The following is a 15,365-nucleotide window of genomic DNA, read 5'->3' as shown; positions in this document are numbered from 1 at the left end:
GTTTCCGCAAGGTAACAAAACAGGGAGCATTTCCGAACGAGAACGCATTGCTAAAACTGCTGTATCTGCGAATAACAGAGCTATATAAGAAATGGGAAGGAGGTCATGTACATAGCTGGGCACTGGTGAGAAACCAGTTGGATGTAGATCCGAAAATCCAGCCAAGAATTCGAAAATATGAAAGAGTCTAAGAATCTAACAACCACCATCATATACGGATGGTCTGATTGTGGTACCCTAAAATGGGCCGCCCCCGTTGACGGGGAGAAAGCAAGGCTGAACTCATGAAAATACCGGTGCATGAACACCGGTATTATAAAAAATCAAAATTTACACATTTTACTTGACAAACCCCATTTTGAACTTACACACTCTATCTTACACTCCCCACATTTTACTTGACAAACCCTAAATATTTTTCTGTGTTCTCACGAAACTTTTTACTCTTTTCCCTCCTGCCTGTCTTCCCACATCTGTACCCGTTCTTCAAAGCTGACTTCCCTATGGATTTGGTGAAGCATCCACACATAGCCAAAAGAATCTTTGAACATAGCATTGCTGGCTCCGTAACTTTCCATTTCCGTAACAGGCTGTATTTCAGTACAGCCTGCCCCCAAAGCAGCTTCATACACCTGTTTAATATCGGGAACCAATATATTGAACCAAAATGATTGAGACGCATCCGCCTGCGGAGCTACCAGCCCGAATTCAGCGGTTTCATCCAACATATGGAAACGTGCTCCATAGATGCTAAATACAGCTTCATTTTGTCCTTTTGGAAAACTGGTAACTTCTATTCGTTCCACCTCAAAAATACGTTCATACAAATCCAGCGCCGCAAGACTATCCGTTACAATAAAATCAATTTCCACACCTGTCATTTTAGTCACCTCTTTATCCTCAATTTAAAATTAATGTTCCTGCTCTTCTATTAACTTTCTAATAACCTCTTCACTTTCCTCAAGTTCAGCGGCAATCGTCCCTATAGATTTCCCTTTTCCAAGTTTTTTATTAACTAGTTCCAGCATCTTACTTTTCGCACCTTCGGCCCGCCCTTCTTCTCTTCCTTCTTCTTTTACCTGCCGCATATGTTTTTCTTCATCATATTCATAAATGCTCACACTTTTCGCCTCCGCTCTGTTCTTTCTAAGAAACTCCGCCAATATGTCATCTTTGATACATTCTCCAATCGCCAATTCTACTGCTGCCTCTAAAGTCATTGTTTTCGCATATTCCCGCACTCTTGCAGTATACTCAGAGTAGTCCTTCAAAGTCTTACAGGAATCCAGCAATTTCTTATTATGTCCGGGATTAATATTAAGCATGATCGTTGTCAGCTCAAGAGAATATCCCTCTTCCTTCACCGTAAATGCATCAGATAGTCTCAACAATTCCATATCCTTTAATTCGCCTGCACCATTATAAAAAATCACAAACCTTGGTGTAGGAATTTCAACTATTTTTGTTCCGTATAAATTCCTGGATTGCATCATTGCAGAGTATAGGTCTGCCGTATACAGCAAACAGCGCAGAGGAAGGTTTGGATTATACGTGGACTGGTGTTCATATAATGTCAGGCGTGAATCAATAATAAACGATATATCATTATGCATTGACATAAATATGGCATTTTCCAAGGTATTGATCTCCAGAAGTTCAGGATTTTCATAATTAATTTCATTCATTGCATTATACAACTCCAATAACTCTGTCTTCTCGCTAAATATCATTTCAAACAGCCTGGATTTGTAAGTACGTTGTACATTCGTTCCATTCGTTTTTTCACATATTGTTTGATTTACCAGTGTCTCTTTGTTCTGTGTGCTATTCTGCATATAACTACCTCCTTTGTAAAAATGCAGGAGGTCCAAACGTCCTTATCCATATCTGAAACCTCTCTGCTGTTAAATGGGATACAAAGCATTGAGATTTCTCATATTGATATCTGTCATAAGAAATGAAATTAGATACGGGCATACCGTTCAGAAGTTTTTGGAAATATAATGCTTTTGAAGTATTTTATCATGTGGTAATTGCTAATACTAGTCTATTTTTGTATAGTCTCTTCAGCAAATACATACTTATCCAGTCTTTCCATTGCCTCTTTTACTAATTCATAAGAAAGTGCCAGATTGAGCCGGATAGAATATTCTCCATGAAATGGTCTGCCATCCTGCCAGATAACCCCAACCTCAATTCCGGCTCTAAGAAGTTCTTCTAGAGTCTTCTGATGTTCCACGCACCACTGCCGGCAATCTAAAAACAACATATAAGTTCCCTCCGGTTTTGCCAGAGATACACCTTCAAAATGGCTGGTAATGTAATTGTAGGCATATTCTATATTTTCATTGAGGACTTCCCTGAGTTCATCCACCCATTCCCTGCCCTCCGGCTTGTAGGCTCCAACCAGTGCATGCATGGAAAGAACGTTGCAGGAATTATAATGTGAAGCCCCGGACAATTTCTCAACCCGGTCGCGCAGATATGAATTATAAATTACATGGTAGGCCCCGGTCAGTCCCGCCAAATTGAATGTCTTGGATGGTGCGTACACACCGATTGTTCTGTTCCTTGCCTCTTCAGATATGGTCTGCAAAGGAATATGTGTATGTCCCGGCATAGTAAGGTCCGCCCATATCTCATCGGATATCACCACACAGTCATACTTCTTATACAATTCCATTGCTTTTTCAAGTTCTCCCCTTTTCCACACTCTTCCGGCAGGATTGTGGGGGGAGCAGAAAATGACGCAATGAATATGGTGCTTTCTAAGCTTTCTCTCCATATCTTCATAATCCATTCTCCATACACCGTCTGCATCCCGTTTCAAATCACTCAACACAATTTTTCTGCCGATATTCTCTATTGTCTTTGTGAATCCTATGTAAGTAGGGGAATGCAGCAGCACTGCTTCTCCTGGTGCGGTAAAAGCCTGAACAGATGATGAAACACAGCCAAGAACTCCATTTTCATAACCAATATCAGCGCGTCCCATTCCTGTTACATCAAACCGGTCCTTATGCCAGTTTATAATACTTTCATAATATTGATTTGACAGTCTGAAATAGCCAAAGTGTGGATGTTTCAGCCTGTCCTCTATTGCCTCCAAAATAGACGGCAATGTGGGAAAATTCATATCGGCAACCCACATGGGAATTCTGGAAAATCCATCCTTTACCTGCGCCCCCTTCATCGGAATATGTTCCACAGCCTCTGCATCATGCCCGGCCCGGTCCATAATTGTTGTAAAATCGTATTTCATACTGTTTCTCCTCCTTTGTCTGATTCGCGAAAGGCAGAGCTGTTAAACTCTGCCTTTCGGTTTACTTCCCTTGATTCGTATATACTAATTCACCGCTCATGTAAACATCCACCAAGTGATTCACCGCCTTGATATCTTCAGCCACATTTCCTTTTACTACAATCATATCAGCCTTCAGGCCTGGTTTCAACTGTCCCATCATATTCTCCAGTCCAAGCACCTTAGCTGGATTAGAGGTTGCAGTCTCAACGGCTTGAATCGGAGTGATTCCATATTCCACCATCAATTCCAGCTCACGGTTGATTGGAAGGGGCGGAGCCTCATACAATACCATGTCACTTCCGGTACAAACTGTTACGCCTGTATCATAAAACTTTTTAAAATTATTTTTATATGCATAATAAGCAGGCTCAAAAAAAGCCATATCCTTCAATGCTTTTGCTGCAATTCTGTCTCCTTTGTCAAATCCTGCTTCTAATTTTTCTTTACAAAATTCATAAAGCACTGTGTATGCCGTCATTGTGGGAACCCATGCCTGCCCATTTTCTGCCATTTGTTTTACCTGCTCATAAGTAAGAAAGGTTCCGTGCTCAATGGTATCGAATCCTGCATCTATAGACATTTGAAGAGCCGGCTGAAGTCCTGCATGTACCGCACACTTTACTCCTACACGGTGGGATTCATCCACTGCAGCATTTAATTCTTCTTGTGTAAACTCAGGTGTGCTGGTTCTTCCGCTTGTCAGTATCTTCACCCAATCCGCACCGTCACGTAATTGTTTTCGGATTTCCTTACGGATTTCCCACTCTCCGTCCACCTCTTCAATTCCATCATCATGCCCGTGTCCCCCGGTCATACACATCCCGGCGTCAGAATGAATAATCCTGGGCACTTTTACATACCCCTTTTCCCCTGCCAGACGCAATTGTTTGCATAAATTATGAGGGGAAGACAAATCACGTACCGTTGTAATCCCAAGACTCAGTGCAGTTTTCGCCTGTTCCTGTGCATAATAGGCAATCATATAGTCATCAAAGTTATACTGGTCCGGCTGACTGTAATAATAGCCGAAATGTACATGCATGTCACAAAGTCCCGGAAGAAGTGTCACGTCCCCATAGTCTTTCACTTCATCTTCGGGATATTTGCCTGCCATCTCATCTCTGTTCCCCACATCCTGAATGTTCCCGCTTTCATCTATTACCACTGCTGCGTCCATAAGATGTGTTTTTCCGTCTCCTGTAATCAAATGTTTCCCACAATAAATCATTAAAAATACCAACCTTTCCGGACATTCCTCATCTGACATTTCCCCATGTCCGCAGAACAGATACCGTGTCCTGCCGCCTTTCTTTGTCCACATTTTAACAATAACAGATTCTATGCAGATTTTCAATCTTCATCAGATAACAATGGTGCTTCCGTGCTCCCTGGTTTCTTCATGGTCCTTACATTCACTCCATTTACCTCTATATGGTCATCCACTGCAATTACCAGACACTGACGGCCGTCAACCAGGCGGGTCTCTATTAAATCCATTCTTTCCGGATTCACCTTAATGGTAATGTCCGGTGTCTCAATGTTAAACTTCTTTGTCTCAGTAATATTTGCCGCAAGAAGGGATGTTTTTTCTCCTGCTACCTCCTCAAAGTTCTTATCAAACTCTTCCATTTTATCTACCGGCACACCGCTTTTTTCAAAAACCTTCTTCACATCGGTCCGGTCCAGTGCCAAAGGTTCCGGTTCTTCCTTATGCTCCTCTATCAGCTCATTCAGCGTTTCATGTATATTGCGGACCGTCTCATAATCACCGTCCTCACCCAATGTATCTTCAATCAGCATCTGGAATGTCTCTTTCTGAGTATCCGCAGACATGGGCATCTTCGCTCCCAGAACCTGGTCAATCATATCCTCCTGCAAATCTTCCGACTTCTTGGTATAGTACAGTACACCGTGAATATCCATATTTCTGTCTGTAAATGCAGGGAACAAAAATCCTCTGTCAGGCCTGTCTACAATCCAGTCACGGATTCTGTCCTGAATCCGGTTATCTTCCGCATTATAACAAAGTCCGGGCTTGGATAATCCGACAGGGCAGATGCTGCACAATAAATACTCATACACGTTATCAGATGCGTCAAACATCTCAATACCGTCAGAAGATTTTCCCGGAATGTCATACATTGCGTGAATCAAAACAATGTAATAGTTCTCTTCATATATGTAGCTGTCTATAATTTTGTCATAAAACTCTTCCAGCAGCATGTCATCTTCCAACTTACTGTCTCTCAGCTTCAGCAGGAATTCCTGAGTCCCCCCCGGCATCTCTGAATCTAAAGGGAACTCCATATTCAGCAGATTTCTCCCCATTGTACCTGACAGCGTTTTTTTGAAAATATCAAAGTACTTAAACGCCTCCTCTTCTGGCAGAGAAAGAAATTCATCCTTTGATTCCACCTTTTTATTCTTCTCATAATCCACATAGCACCCACAAATACGGGTGATGGCACAGTTGGCCGGAGTGAATTGTTTTCTTATTTCCAATACTTCTTTCTTGTTCATACATCTTACCTCTTTCTTATCTGGTTTAAAGTCATTGATTTCTTTTTTTATTTATGTTAAACTACCATCAGATTTTAAATTAACAGCTTATTCCTGCCGCCGGGTAGGAATTCTTAAAGCATTCGTACGCCATACCGATAGGCCTTTGAAGGTATGGAAACGTATGCTTTTTTATATATTAGGAAACATAATTTCCTAATATATAAAACCAATCCGGGGGATGAGCACTACGCGCATAAGTAAAATGGCCGCTAAAGCGACCGCGCTTCGGCGCGAGAGTCTGGTTTGCCAGACTTTTTGTTTTGCAACAGTACAAAAACACTACGGAGGAACATTTTTATGAAAACAGATTCGATTCTTCATACCTTTATCAAATATGTCTCAACAAACATCCTGGGTATGATCGGACTTTCCTGCTATATTCTGGCAGACACCTTTTTTATCGCCCGGGGAGTCGGTCCTGACGGACTGACTGCTCTGAATCTTGCCATTCCAGTCTACAGCTTTATCAATGGACTGGGGCTCATGATTGGAATGGGGGGCGCCACACGTTATTCTATTTCAGAAGGAAACGGAGAAAAGAAGACCCGGAAAACCATCTTCACTCAGGCCCTTTTCTTTGTGCTGATTCTTGCAGCAGCCTTTTTCTTCATCGGACTCCTGCTGCCTTATCAGCTTGCGGCACTTTTGGGGGCAGATGCGGCAATCCTCCCTCTTTCAGGAGTTTACCTTCGTATCCTGCTTTTGTTTGCTCCGATGTTTATGCTAAACAATCTGCTTCTTTGTTTTGTACGGAATGATGGAAAACCACAGCTCTCCATGACGGCCATGCTGCTTGGCAGCCTTTCCAATGTCATACTGGATTATGTGTTCGTCTTCCCTCTGGGGCTTGGAATGGCTGGTGCCGCAGTTGCTACAGGCATTGCACCTATTGTTAGTATTCTGATTCTCTCCCGTCATTTCATTCGTAAGGAGAATCAATTCCATTTGCATCGTACACGAATAAGTTTCAAAAGAATGCTGGATATTTCTGCACTTGGTGTATCCTCTTTGATTGTAGAAGTATCCTCAGGTGTGGTAATAATTGTCTTTAATATACTGATTTTAAAAGACAGCGGAAACTTGGGCGTAGCTGCTTATGGTATTCTTGCTAATATTGCACTTGTACTGATATCCATTTTTACAGGCATCTCACAGGGTATTCAGCCGGTGCTGAGCAGTTGTTTCGGAAAAAGAGAAACTCAGAACATCAAAACGGTACTGCGTTATGCGCTGACCGCTTCCGTTCTATTTGCTCTTGTTTCCTATGGGGTTACATATATATTCTCCGACGGTATTGTAGAACTGTTCAACAAAGAGCATAATACTGAGCTTCGTGAAATAGCAGTAAAAGGAATGCATATTTATTTCACTGGATTTTTATTCATTGGAATTAATATTATTTCCGCCGTCTATTTCAGCTCCATCGACAAACCAAGACAGGCCTTCCTTATTTCCTGCCTGCGCGGATTTTTACTTGTGATTCCGCTTGCCTTTCTTTTGTCCTCTCTTTTGGGACTTACTGGCATCTGGCTGACAGTACCTGCGGCAGAAGGGCTTGTTATGCTGCTGTCTGTCGCGATGCTGCTTCGCTTCAGGAACTTTACGAAAGGCAGATAATCCTATCTGCTGGTGTGGTATGCCTTCCTGGAGATTAGCAGTTCAAGAAGTATGTATTACAGTATGCCCTTTGGACTTTGATACTTTACAAGCAGTTTCAGATACTCAGACTGTATCCCATAATAATTGTTCAAAATAGGCACACAGTTATCCTCAACCTCCACAATCATTTTATCAAAGTTTTCTCTAAGGGCCAATACAACATCAGAATTTATTTTTCCTTCATCCGCCATATTCTGTATGATAGACAGCGTCTTGTCTTTGGAATAAGCTTCTTTGTAGCTGCGTTTTCCAAGCAGGGCGCTGACAATATCCGCAACAGCAACAATCTGTTCCTCCAGCGTCATCTCCTCTCCTTTTAACCCCAGGGGATAACCACTCCCATCTATTTTTTCGTGATGTCTGAGTGCAATCTTTGTAATGTCAGGAGCAACAGCATTATCTAATATCCGCTCTGTAATCCTTACATGCGTCCGCATAATATCCATCTCATGGGCATCCAGCTTCCCGGGCGATTCCAATATTTCTACAGGAATCCCTATCTTCCCCAAATCGTGCAGTTTCGCTCCATAGTAAATACGCTGTATCCGCTCTTTGGAAATGCCCATATAGCGTGCCAGACAGCAGCTAATACTCGTTGTCTTAATCGTATGAGTCACGGTATGCTGGCTGCGGAAATCAATAGCATAAGCTAGGAGCTTTAAAAACCGGGCACACGCATCCTCTGTAAGTACAATCCCGGAAAACTTGTCTGCAAACCCGGCCCCCTCTTTTTGCAGCTCTTCAAATAAGGAAAACCTTTTTTCCGCTTCCTTGAATATGTCAATAATCCGTCCCTGAAACCGGCTGTCCCGCTGCTTTTCCAGAGAAGCAAATGTCTTGCTCCTTATGTCTTCTATCGTCTTGTCCTTGCTGAAATTTCTGCTTAACGTTTCCAGCCGGTCTGCCAAATTCAGAAACTGCGTTCCTTTCTCAATTTGGGGTGCCAGTTCAGGCAGCTCCTTAGCCGGAACATGATGGAATAAAATGATTTCGGCCCATTCTTTGAGAGGTGACAGGTAACTTAGGAAGAGATAACCATATATAGAATGTTCCCATATATCACCTGTCTCAAATTCAATCATGCGCTCAATTTCCTCGGTCTTATATGCTCCAATATCATGAAGCACCGAAAGTATATAGATATCTTGTTTATCTTTTTCAGAGTACCCACCCTCCACTTCCAGCATGCAGGATACGATATAAGCTACACGCACTCCATGCTCCACCAGTCTTGGGTCTACCTCATTTAATGTACGCTGGATCAAGCCTATGATGTTCTCACTGCTTATTAAAAAACCTGATTCCATCTCTGTTCCTCCCTGAGTGAAAAGTTTATTCAAAACTTCATCACTTTTATCCTATGTATTACACAACTTTCGTTGTCCACTTTGAACAGTCCCATACCTGCTGAACAACATCCTGATAGAATTCGGGTTCATGGCAAATCAAAAGAACTGCTCCCCGATATTCTAAAAGCGCCTGTTTCAAAGCCTCTTTTGCTTCTACATCCAGGTGATTGGTGGGCTCGTCCAGCATCAATACATTCGTTTCCCGGTTAATCAGCTTACACAGGCGTACTTTGGCTTGCTCTCCGCCGCTTAATACGCGGACCTGGCTCTCAATATGCTTTGTAGTCAGACCACATTTCGCCAATGCAGAGCGGACTTCATACTGGGTAAAGGAGGGGAACTCACCCCAGATTTCTTCGATGCAGGTTGTTTTATTATTGCCGTCTCCCTCCTGTTCGAAATATCCAATTGAAAGGTTTTCTCCCAGCTCACATGTCCCCCGGACTGGTTTTACCAGGCCCATAATACTTTTAATCAGAGTGGTCTTTCCGATTCCATTCGCTCCTGTCAGTGCAACCTTCTGACCTCTCTCCAAAAAGAGATTTAGAGGCTTGGACAGGGGTTCCTCATAACCAATCACAAAATCCTTTGTCTCAAATATATATTTTCCCGGTGTACGCCCCTGCTTAAAATGAAACTCCGGTTTGGGACGTTCTGCCGCCAGTTCAATAACCTCCATTTTATCCAGCTTCTTCTGACGGGACATTGCCATATTCCGTGTAGAAACCCTCGCTTTATTGCGCGCCACAAAATCCTTTAACTGACTGATTTCCTGCTGCTGCCTTTTGTATGCAGCTTCCTGCTGTGCCTTTTTCACCTCATAGATTCTGCGGAAATCTTCATAATTCCCAACATAACGGTCTAACTGCTGATTTTCCATATGGTAAATAATGTTTACAACTTCATCCAAAAACGGTATATCATGAGAAATCAGGATAAAGGCATTTTCATATTCTGTCAGATACCGTTTCAGCCAGGTTATATGCTCCTCATCCAGATAATTAGTAGGCTCATCAAGCAGCAGGATGTCCGGCTTTTCCAGCAGCAGTTTTCCCAGCAGAATACGGGTACGCTGCCCTCCGCTCAAATCTGTAACATCCCGCTCAAGGCCCAGATCCAATAATCCCAGCGCCCGGGCTACCTCTTCCACCTTTGCATCTATAATATAGAAGTCGTGAAGAGTCAGAGTATCCTGAATTGTCCCCAGCTCCTCCATCAACCGTTCCATCTCATCAGAATCCGCATCCCCCAGACCGTCACAGATTTCGTTCATCTTTTCTTCCAGCTCAAACAAATAGGAGAAGGCCGATTTCAGGACATCCTGCACTGTCATCCCTTTTTCCAGAACAGTGTGCTGGTCCAAATAGCCGACACGGACTCCTTTTGCCCACTCAACCTTCCCTTCATCGGGCATCAGCTTACCCGTCACTATATTTAAAAATGTGGATTTCCCCTCCCCATTGGCTCCTACTAAGCCAATATGCTCTCCGCGCAGGAGACGGAAAGAAACATCCCGAAAAATTCCGCGGTCCCCAAATCCATGAGAAAGGCGTTCGACATTTAAAATACTCATATAAAAATCCCCTTTTGTACTTTTCCTTTTCTGTTGCATAAAAAACCCATTTCTCCATTATATACGGAAAAACGGGTCAACTCAATACTATTTTTTAAACACGCTCTAGTTCAGCTATGCAAATTTTATTCTAATACCTGTTCAAATGATGCCTGCCCTGATATCAGATTAAATACCTGGTTTTTTCCTACCCGGAATTGATATTGAACACGGCATACCGGACTTTCTTTAATAATCCTCTCCATATTTCCCTTCTCAGGCCCCCGGAGTTTAAATGGTTTCTCTTTCAATCTTTTGACTTTCAGCATCATATTTCCCTGCCTGAGCGCCACGCACCCATCTCTATATTCTAAAATCCTGGCACCATAATAAGTTCCCATCCGGTATTCTTGTCCTTCATAATGAACGGCACAGATACAGCCTCTGAAACTAGTCCCCATGATTGGAATATCCGCAGCCGCCACCATAATACTATTTCTGCCTTTCATACCAAATCCGCATTGTGTCCAGAGATAATGCTTCGGAAAAGACTGTCCCCAGTCTGTTTCCGCATAGCCGTTCCCGTTTGTAAACTCAATCGTTTTTCCATTCACATTTAAGTTTCCCTCTAATCTGTGAGTCATGCTTAGAACACCATGATTGCACTGTAAAAATGGTAGAAACCTGAAGAACCCCATGACATCTCCCTTAACTTTCTGAAAACCGGAATAACCAATCTTTCCTTTTATAGTAAGTTTCTCCGTTTTTATATCCACAGATATTCCTTTTTCTGAAAATAAGTTCTCTCCTATTTTTACCCTGAATCTATCTTTTGATATTTTACAGGCTTCTATCGGCCAGGTAAAATACCAGGATCCGTCATTCACTCCGTCACTGACTACTACCTGCAGGGAAGCACTCCACTGCCCCTTTTTATCTGCATGTACCGCAGGAATAAATGCAATCGTTTTTCCCCTATTTTGGTGTTTCAGATACCAGCCTTCAAAATATGGATACCATTTGTCCTCTCCATGAAAATATTCGCTCTTCATCTCAATTCCCCTTCCCGATATGACATTCTATATCTTCCTGGGCAGGTTCGTCCAACCTCTTGCCTCTGTAGTCGAACCGGGAACCATGGCATGGGCAGTCCCAGCTTTTTTCGACCTTATTCCACTGGAGCTGACAGCCCATATGAGGGCACCGGGCAGATACTGCATAGGTGACTCCCAGCTCATCCTTGTATACTCCATATTTGCTGCCTTCGTATTCTACAATACCTCCATGTCCCGGACGCAGACCTTCCAGTTTTTCCTTTGGTATTCCCACCAACTGTTTTAGCAGGCCGGTTACCGCATGACCGCTCTCATTCAGAAGAGGCGCCATGGAGGTCTGCATACGGAATCTCTGAGGAGAAAATACCTCAGCATACTCACTTTTCCGCTTACAGATCAGGTCTGATAAAATCATTGCGGATACCATAGAACTAGTCATCCCCCATTTTCTAAATCCCGTTGCCACGTACCAGTTAGGGGTGCTGCTGCTATATTGTCCAATATAGGGAATTCCATCCAGCGTCATGCAGTCCTGGGCAGACCAGCGGGCAACCTCCGGACAGCCGGGCCAGTATGAATCTGCTATATGGGTTAAATAGTCATAAGGGCTTCCTGCCCCCAGTTTGCCTGTACGGTGGCTTCCTCCGCCAATCAGCAGATTATCCCCCCACTGCCTGAGAGAGATTCCATCTTTATCAATCCCATAATACATTCCTTCCAGTGTAGTTCCCACGGCTAATGCCGAAACATAACTCCGCTCCTGATGCATCCTCATAAAATAATATCCCGGCCTGTTCTGAAAAGGATAATGACAGGCAAATACAATGTGTTCTGCATGCACCTGGCCCTGGTCCGTTTTCACCACCTGGTCCTCCACGTACTTTACTTTTGTCTTTTCGTATACCGTAAGTTTCTCTGCAATGCTATATAGAAATTTCAAAGGATGAAATTGTCCCTGTCCTTCAAATTTTAATGCCTGCTTCACTTCAAAGGGCAGATTTATATTTTCTACAAGTTCAGCCGGGATTCCCAGCTTTTTCGCTGCTTCATATTCTCTCTTCAGCTCTTTCGTATCCCGATTTGTATATAAATAAGACGGACAGTCCTGCCAGTCTACATTGTTTTTATATTTCCGGGCAAGGATCCGGTATCTCTCGATCGCCTCCTGATTTGCCCGGGCATACTGCTGTGCCTTCTCCGCACCCACATCTTGCAGCAGCTTCTCATATATCAGACTGTGCTGCGAAGTTACTTTGGCTGTTGTATTTTTCGTCTGTCCGCTTCCAATTCTGTCCGCTTCCAATACAACACACTGCACTCCTGCCTGTTCCAGAAAATGAGCGGTCAGAATTCCTGCCATTCCTGCACCAATAACTACTGCATCTGTACGGATATCTCCCTGCAAAGCAGGACGCATTCTTCCAGATGCAGACATACTCCAAATAGATTTTTCAAACATTCTCTTCACCTCGGAAATAGAATGTGCCGGATTTGGAAAAATATACATTATTTCAAAGAGTTTCCAGTATTGTCGAGCTTCCTCTTCTTCGTAAAAAGGAGGTAATAAAGAATGCCTGCAAAAATAACAAACAGAGATAAATACAGGTACATCCCGCTGTACCCCGCAAGGGATGCAATCATTCCCCCAATCACCGAACCAAATCCGATGCCTCCGTCAAAACCGGTAAAAAAGGTTGCATTTGCCGCTCCACGCCTTTCCTTGGGTGCACGGACAATTGCCATTGCCTGAAGACTGGATTGAACGGAGCCCAGTCCCAGACCATATACAGCGGCGCAGACCAAAAATGCTGGAAGGGATGCAGCTCTGGATAAAAGGACCATAGCCCCGGCAAGGAACAGCAGCCCCGGATAAATCACACTGCTAAACCCAAAGCGGTCCGTCAGTTTTCCTGATAAAGGTCTGGACACCAGCAAGGTTACTGCATAAACAGAGAAAAACACCCCTATATTCTGAATCCCTGCTTCCGCAGCATATATAGAAAGAAAGCCAGTAATAGATCCATAAGTAACACAGACAAGAAACATAATAACAGACGGCAATATAGATGTCTTCTCGTAGATTGCAGCTTTCATTTTTGTCTCTTCCAGCTCTGGTTTCTGCGTATTTCTAATAAAAAAGGATAATAGCAGTACAGCGGCAGAAAGACCGGCTGACCAGAATGTAAGGGTTTTAAAACCATGAGCTGCAAATATCCCAAGGGCTATACCCGGGGCCAGGGCCATTGCCAGACTGCTGGACAGACTGAAATAACCCATTCCCTCTCCAAAGCGGCTCTTGGGAATTTTATCAGATGCTATCGTACTGCTGGCCGTACTGGCCATTCCCCATCCAATACCATGCATAAAGCGTACAGCAATAATTGCGCCTACAGAAGGAAGCCATCCAAAAACTAAAGTAACCAGTATCATGATAAACACTCCTGCCGTAAGGATACCTTTTCTTCCTATCTTATCAAGAATCACCCCTGCAACCGGCCGGATTATGAGAGAGGCTATCGTGGCCGAGCCAACAATCCATCCCAAGGCAGTGTCCGAACCACCCAATGACTTCGCAAAAAGAGGCAGAGTCGGCAGCAGCATCTGAAAACCACAAAATAAAAGTAAGTTAATCACTGTAATGGCAATAAAATCTTTCGTCCACAAGGACTGTTTTTTGTTTTCCATCTTTTCCTCCTTCATTACATATCTTTCATTTATTCATCTTTTTTTAACTGGCACAGTTTCTCTTCTATCAGACCGTCAAGAATTACTTTCAACAGGCGGACTGCTTCTTCGGCTTCCTTAGCTGACAAACTTTTTGTTGCAATCTCTACAATCTCTAAAAAGGTATTTTGAATGTGCGCTTTTATCTCTTGTCCCTTCTCGGTAAGATACAACTTTTCAAAACGCTTGTCATCAGGTGAAGGCTCTTTTCTTATATATCCAAGAGAAACCAGACTTTTGACGGCTTTAGCCGTTGTGGATTTATCCACATATAATTCCTGGCTAAGCTCCTTCTGTGTAATTCCCTCACGCTTGGAAATCACATACAGGAAATCATGCTGTCCTCCGCGAATTGGAATGTCCCGTAATTTGTAATTTAAAATGCTTTGTAAGTTTCTATACACAGCAGCATTTAATTTTCCTATGTTATCTATCATTTTCGAAAATCTCCATTCTTAATTTTTAGATAACTATTCAGGAGGGCAGGAATATTCACAAACTGACTGTGCAAGTTTACTTGCTAAGGGCAATTTGCGAATATTCCTATCCGGCGTTTAGCCGAAGCGGAATTGAGCTTGCCCTCCTGAACAGCTACATTTTTAGCATGCAAATATATTATAGTGCAAATTAGTTGGCTTTGCAACTATTTTGAGATATTAGCTCTTCTGCCCTACAATAAAATGGGGATATCGCTCCATCACTTTAGTGATTTTACGATATCCCCATCTCTGCGCCATATCATTACTTCGTTTTTTATTTTTCTTAAGGAGCTTATAGAAATTGACTGAACTCAACTCTCTCTTTATTTGGCCCTTCAATGGTAAAGAATTTCACTCCATTTTCCCAGAATGGCAAAAAGTGTATTTCATCGTTCAGAGTATTCAGTCCCTGGGAACAGACCTCTGCATACGCCTTCTCAACATCCGTTACATCAATCGCCACATGATCAATCGCTCCGTATTCCATTCTTGCACACCCGTTCTCATAAGCCTCCATTACCAGGTTGTGCAGTTTAAGAAAGACAACTTTCACTCCGTCATTCACTGTCTCATATGCAGTCTCAAACCCAAGACTCTGATAAAACTCCACCGTTTTCTTCATGTCATTTGTGGGTATCCCAATATGCTGAATACCCGTTGCCAGTTCCTTCATGCTATGCA

At 42.9% G+C, this 15,365-nt stretch carries 13 protein-coding genes and 1 pseudogene; 2 read left to right on the top strand and 12 right to left on the bottom strand.

Annotation, left to right across the window (positions count from 1 at the left end):
• A pseudogene (locus A8805_RS20655) lies at positions 1 to 191 on the top strand (IS256 family transposase); the annotation flags it as partial.
• Between the two features lie 249 nt (positions 192 to 440).
• Here A8805_RS20655 and A8805_RS20650 read toward each other — a convergent pair.
• From A8805_RS20650 to A8805_RS20630, 5 genes are all read right to left on the bottom strand, one after another.
• Positions 441 to 881: a VOC family protein gene (locus A8805_RS20650; RefSeq protein ID WP_109714600.1), complete on the bottom strand. Its 441-nt coding sequence runs from the start codon at positions 879 to 881 to the stop codon at positions 441 to 443.
• Positions 882 to 911: 30 nt separating this feature from the next.
• Positions 912 to 1,835 (bottom strand): hypothetical protein, encoded by a 924-nt coding sequence (locus A8805_RS20645; RefSeq protein ID WP_242992531.1) that lies wholly within the window; start codon positions 1,833 to 1,835, stop codon positions 912 to 914.
• A gap of 212 nt (positions 1,836 to 2,047) precedes the next feature.
• On the bottom strand, positions 2,048 to 3,262 hold the full coding sequence (locus A8805_RS20640; RefSeq protein ID WP_109714599.1) for a MalY/PatB family protein: 1,215 nt from the start codon (positions 3,260 to 3,262) through the stop codon (positions 2,048 to 2,050).
• Positions 3,263 to 3,323: 61 nt separating this feature from the next.
• Positions 3,324 to 4,625 carry an amidohydrolase family protein gene (locus tag A8805_RS20635; protein ID WP_242992529.1) on the bottom strand — a complete coding sequence of 434 codons (1,302 nt, stop codon included), beginning with the start codon at positions 4,623 to 4,625 and terminating at the stop codon, positions 3,324 to 3,326.
• A 29-nt stretch (positions 4,626 to 4,654) separates the two neighbouring features.
• Complete coding sequence (locus tag A8805_RS20630; protein ID WP_109714598.1) at positions 4,655 to 5,824, bottom strand: DUF4317 domain-containing protein; 1,170 nt, start codon at positions 5,822 to 5,824, stop codon at positions 4,655 to 4,657.
• A 339-nt stretch (positions 5,825 to 6,163) separates the two neighbouring features.
• Between A8805_RS20630 and A8805_RS20625 the strand changes: the two genes are divergently transcribed.
• Entirely contained in the window at positions 6,164 to 7,483 is a 1,320-nt protein-coding gene (locus tag A8805_RS20625) for an MATE family efflux transporter (RefSeq protein ID WP_109714597.1), read from the top strand.
• A 56-nt stretch (positions 7,484 to 7,539) separates the two neighbouring features.
• On the opposite strand, the gene A8805_RS20620 is transcribed toward A8805_RS20625, so the two are convergent.
• The 7 genes from A8805_RS20620 to A8805_RS20590 all read right to left on the bottom strand — a co-directional run bounded on the left by A8805_RS20620 (position 7,540) and on the right by A8805_RS20590 (position 15,357).
• Positions 7,540 to 8,832 (bottom strand): HD-GYP domain-containing protein, encoded by a 1,293-nt coding sequence (locus tag A8805_RS20620; RefSeq protein WP_109714596.1) that lies wholly within the window; start codon positions 8,830 to 8,832, stop codon positions 7,540 to 7,542.
• A gap of 58 nt (positions 8,833 to 8,890) precedes the next feature.
• Complete coding sequence (locus A8805_RS20615) at positions 8,891 to 10,447, bottom strand: ABC-F family ATP-binding cassette domain-containing protein (protein ID WP_109714604.1); 1,557 nt, start codon at positions 10,445 to 10,447, stop codon at positions 8,891 to 8,893.
• A gap of 125 nt (positions 10,448 to 10,572) precedes the next feature.
• Positions 10,573 to 11,478 carry a tocopherol cyclase family protein gene (locus A8805_RS20610; RefSeq protein ID WP_109714595.1) on the bottom strand — a complete coding sequence of 302 codons (906 nt, stop codon included), beginning with the start codon at positions 11,476 to 11,478 and terminating at the stop codon, positions 10,573 to 10,575.
• 1 nt (position 11,479) lies between these two features.
• Positions 11,480 to 12,988 carry an FAD-dependent oxidoreductase gene (locus A8805_RS20605; RefSeq protein WP_242992528.1) on the bottom strand — a complete coding sequence of 503 codons (1,509 nt, stop codon included), beginning with the start codon at positions 12,986 to 12,988 and terminating at the stop codon, positions 11,480 to 11,482.
• Positions 12,988 to 14,166 (bottom strand): MFS transporter, encoded by a 1,179-nt coding sequence (locus A8805_RS20600; protein ID WP_109714594.1) that lies wholly within the window; start codon positions 14,164 to 14,166, stop codon positions 12,988 to 12,990. Before A8805_RS20600 ends, A8805_RS20605 begins: the two co-directional genes overlap by 1 nt.
• Before the next feature lie 29 nt (positions 14,167 to 14,195).
• On the bottom strand, positions 14,196 to 14,642 hold the full coding sequence (locus A8805_RS20595; protein WP_242992526.1) for a MarR family winged helix-turn-helix transcriptional regulator: 447 nt from the start codon (positions 14,640 to 14,642) through the stop codon (positions 14,196 to 14,198).
• A 334-nt stretch (positions 14,643 to 14,976) separates the two neighbouring features.
• Complete coding sequence (locus A8805_RS20590) at positions 14,977 to 15,357, bottom strand: VOC family protein (RefSeq protein WP_109714593.1); 381 nt, start codon at positions 15,355 to 15,357, stop codon at positions 14,977 to 14,979.
• Between the last annotated feature and the right edge of the window lie 8 nt (positions 15,358 to 15,365).

It is taken from the genome of Faecalicatena contorta, from assembly GCF_003149105.1.
GTDB classification, from domain to species: Bacteria; Bacillota; Clostridia; order Lachnospirales; family Lachnospiraceae; genus Muricomes; species Muricomes contortus_C.
The sequence above is the reverse complement of the archived record's forward strand: the minus strand, read 5'-3'. Positions and strand labels throughout refer to the sequence as shown.

What these genes read in the sequence shown, in the direction of transcription:
- A8805_RS20615 (WP_109714604.1), bottom strand. Translation starts at nt 10,447, where the DNA reads ATGAGTATTTTAAATGTCGAACGCCTTTCTCATGGATTTGGGGACCGC.
- A8805_RS20610 (WP_109714595.1), bottom strand. Translation starts at nt 11,478, where the DNA reads ATGAAGAGCGAATATTTTCATGGAGAGGACAAATGGTATCCATATTTT.
- A8805_RS20605 (WP_242992528.1), bottom strand. Translation starts at nt 12,988, where the DNA reads ATGTATATTTTTCCAAATCCGGCACATTCTATTTCCGAGGTGAAGAGA.
- A8805_RS20600 (WP_109714594.1), bottom strand. Translation starts at nt 14,166, where the DNA reads ATGGAAAACAAAAAACAGTCCTTGTGGACGAAAGATTTTATTGCCATT.
- A8805_RS20635 (WP_242992529.1), bottom strand. Translation starts at nt 4,625, where the DNA reads ATGTGGACAAAGAAAGGCGGCAGGACACGGTATCTGTTCTGCGGACAT.
- A8805_RS20650 (WP_109714600.1), bottom strand. Translation starts at nt 881, where the DNA reads ATGACAGGTGTGGAAATTGATTTTATTGTAACGGATAGTCTTGCGGCG.
- A8805_RS20640 (WP_109714599.1), bottom strand. Translation starts at nt 3,262, where the DNA reads ATGAAATACGATTTTACAACAATTATGGACCGGGCCGGGCATGATGCA.
- A8805_RS20595 (WP_242992526.1), bottom strand. Translation starts at nt 14,642, where the DNA reads ATGATAGATAACATAGGAAAATTAAATGCTGCTGTGTATAGAAACTTA.
- A8805_RS20620 (WP_109714596.1), bottom strand. Translation starts at nt 8,832, where the DNA reads ATGGAATCAGGTTTTTTAATAAGCAGTGAGAACATCATAGGCTTGATC.
- A8805_RS20625 (WP_109714597.1), top strand. Translation starts at nt 6,164, where the DNA reads ATGAAAACAGATTCGATTCTTCATACCTTTATCAAATATGTCTCAACA.
- A8805_RS20590 (WP_109714593.1), bottom strand. Translation starts at nt 15,357, where the DNA reads ATGAAGGAACTGGCAACGGGTATTCAGCATATTGGGATACCCACAAAT.
- A8805_RS20645 (WP_242992531.1), bottom strand. Translation starts at nt 1,835, where the DNA reads ATGCAGAATAGCACACAGAACAAAGAGACACTGGTAAATCAAACAATA.
- A8805_RS20630 (WP_109714598.1), bottom strand. Translation starts at nt 5,824, where the DNA reads ATGAACAAGAAAGAAGTATTGGAAATAAGAAAACAATTCACTCCGGCC.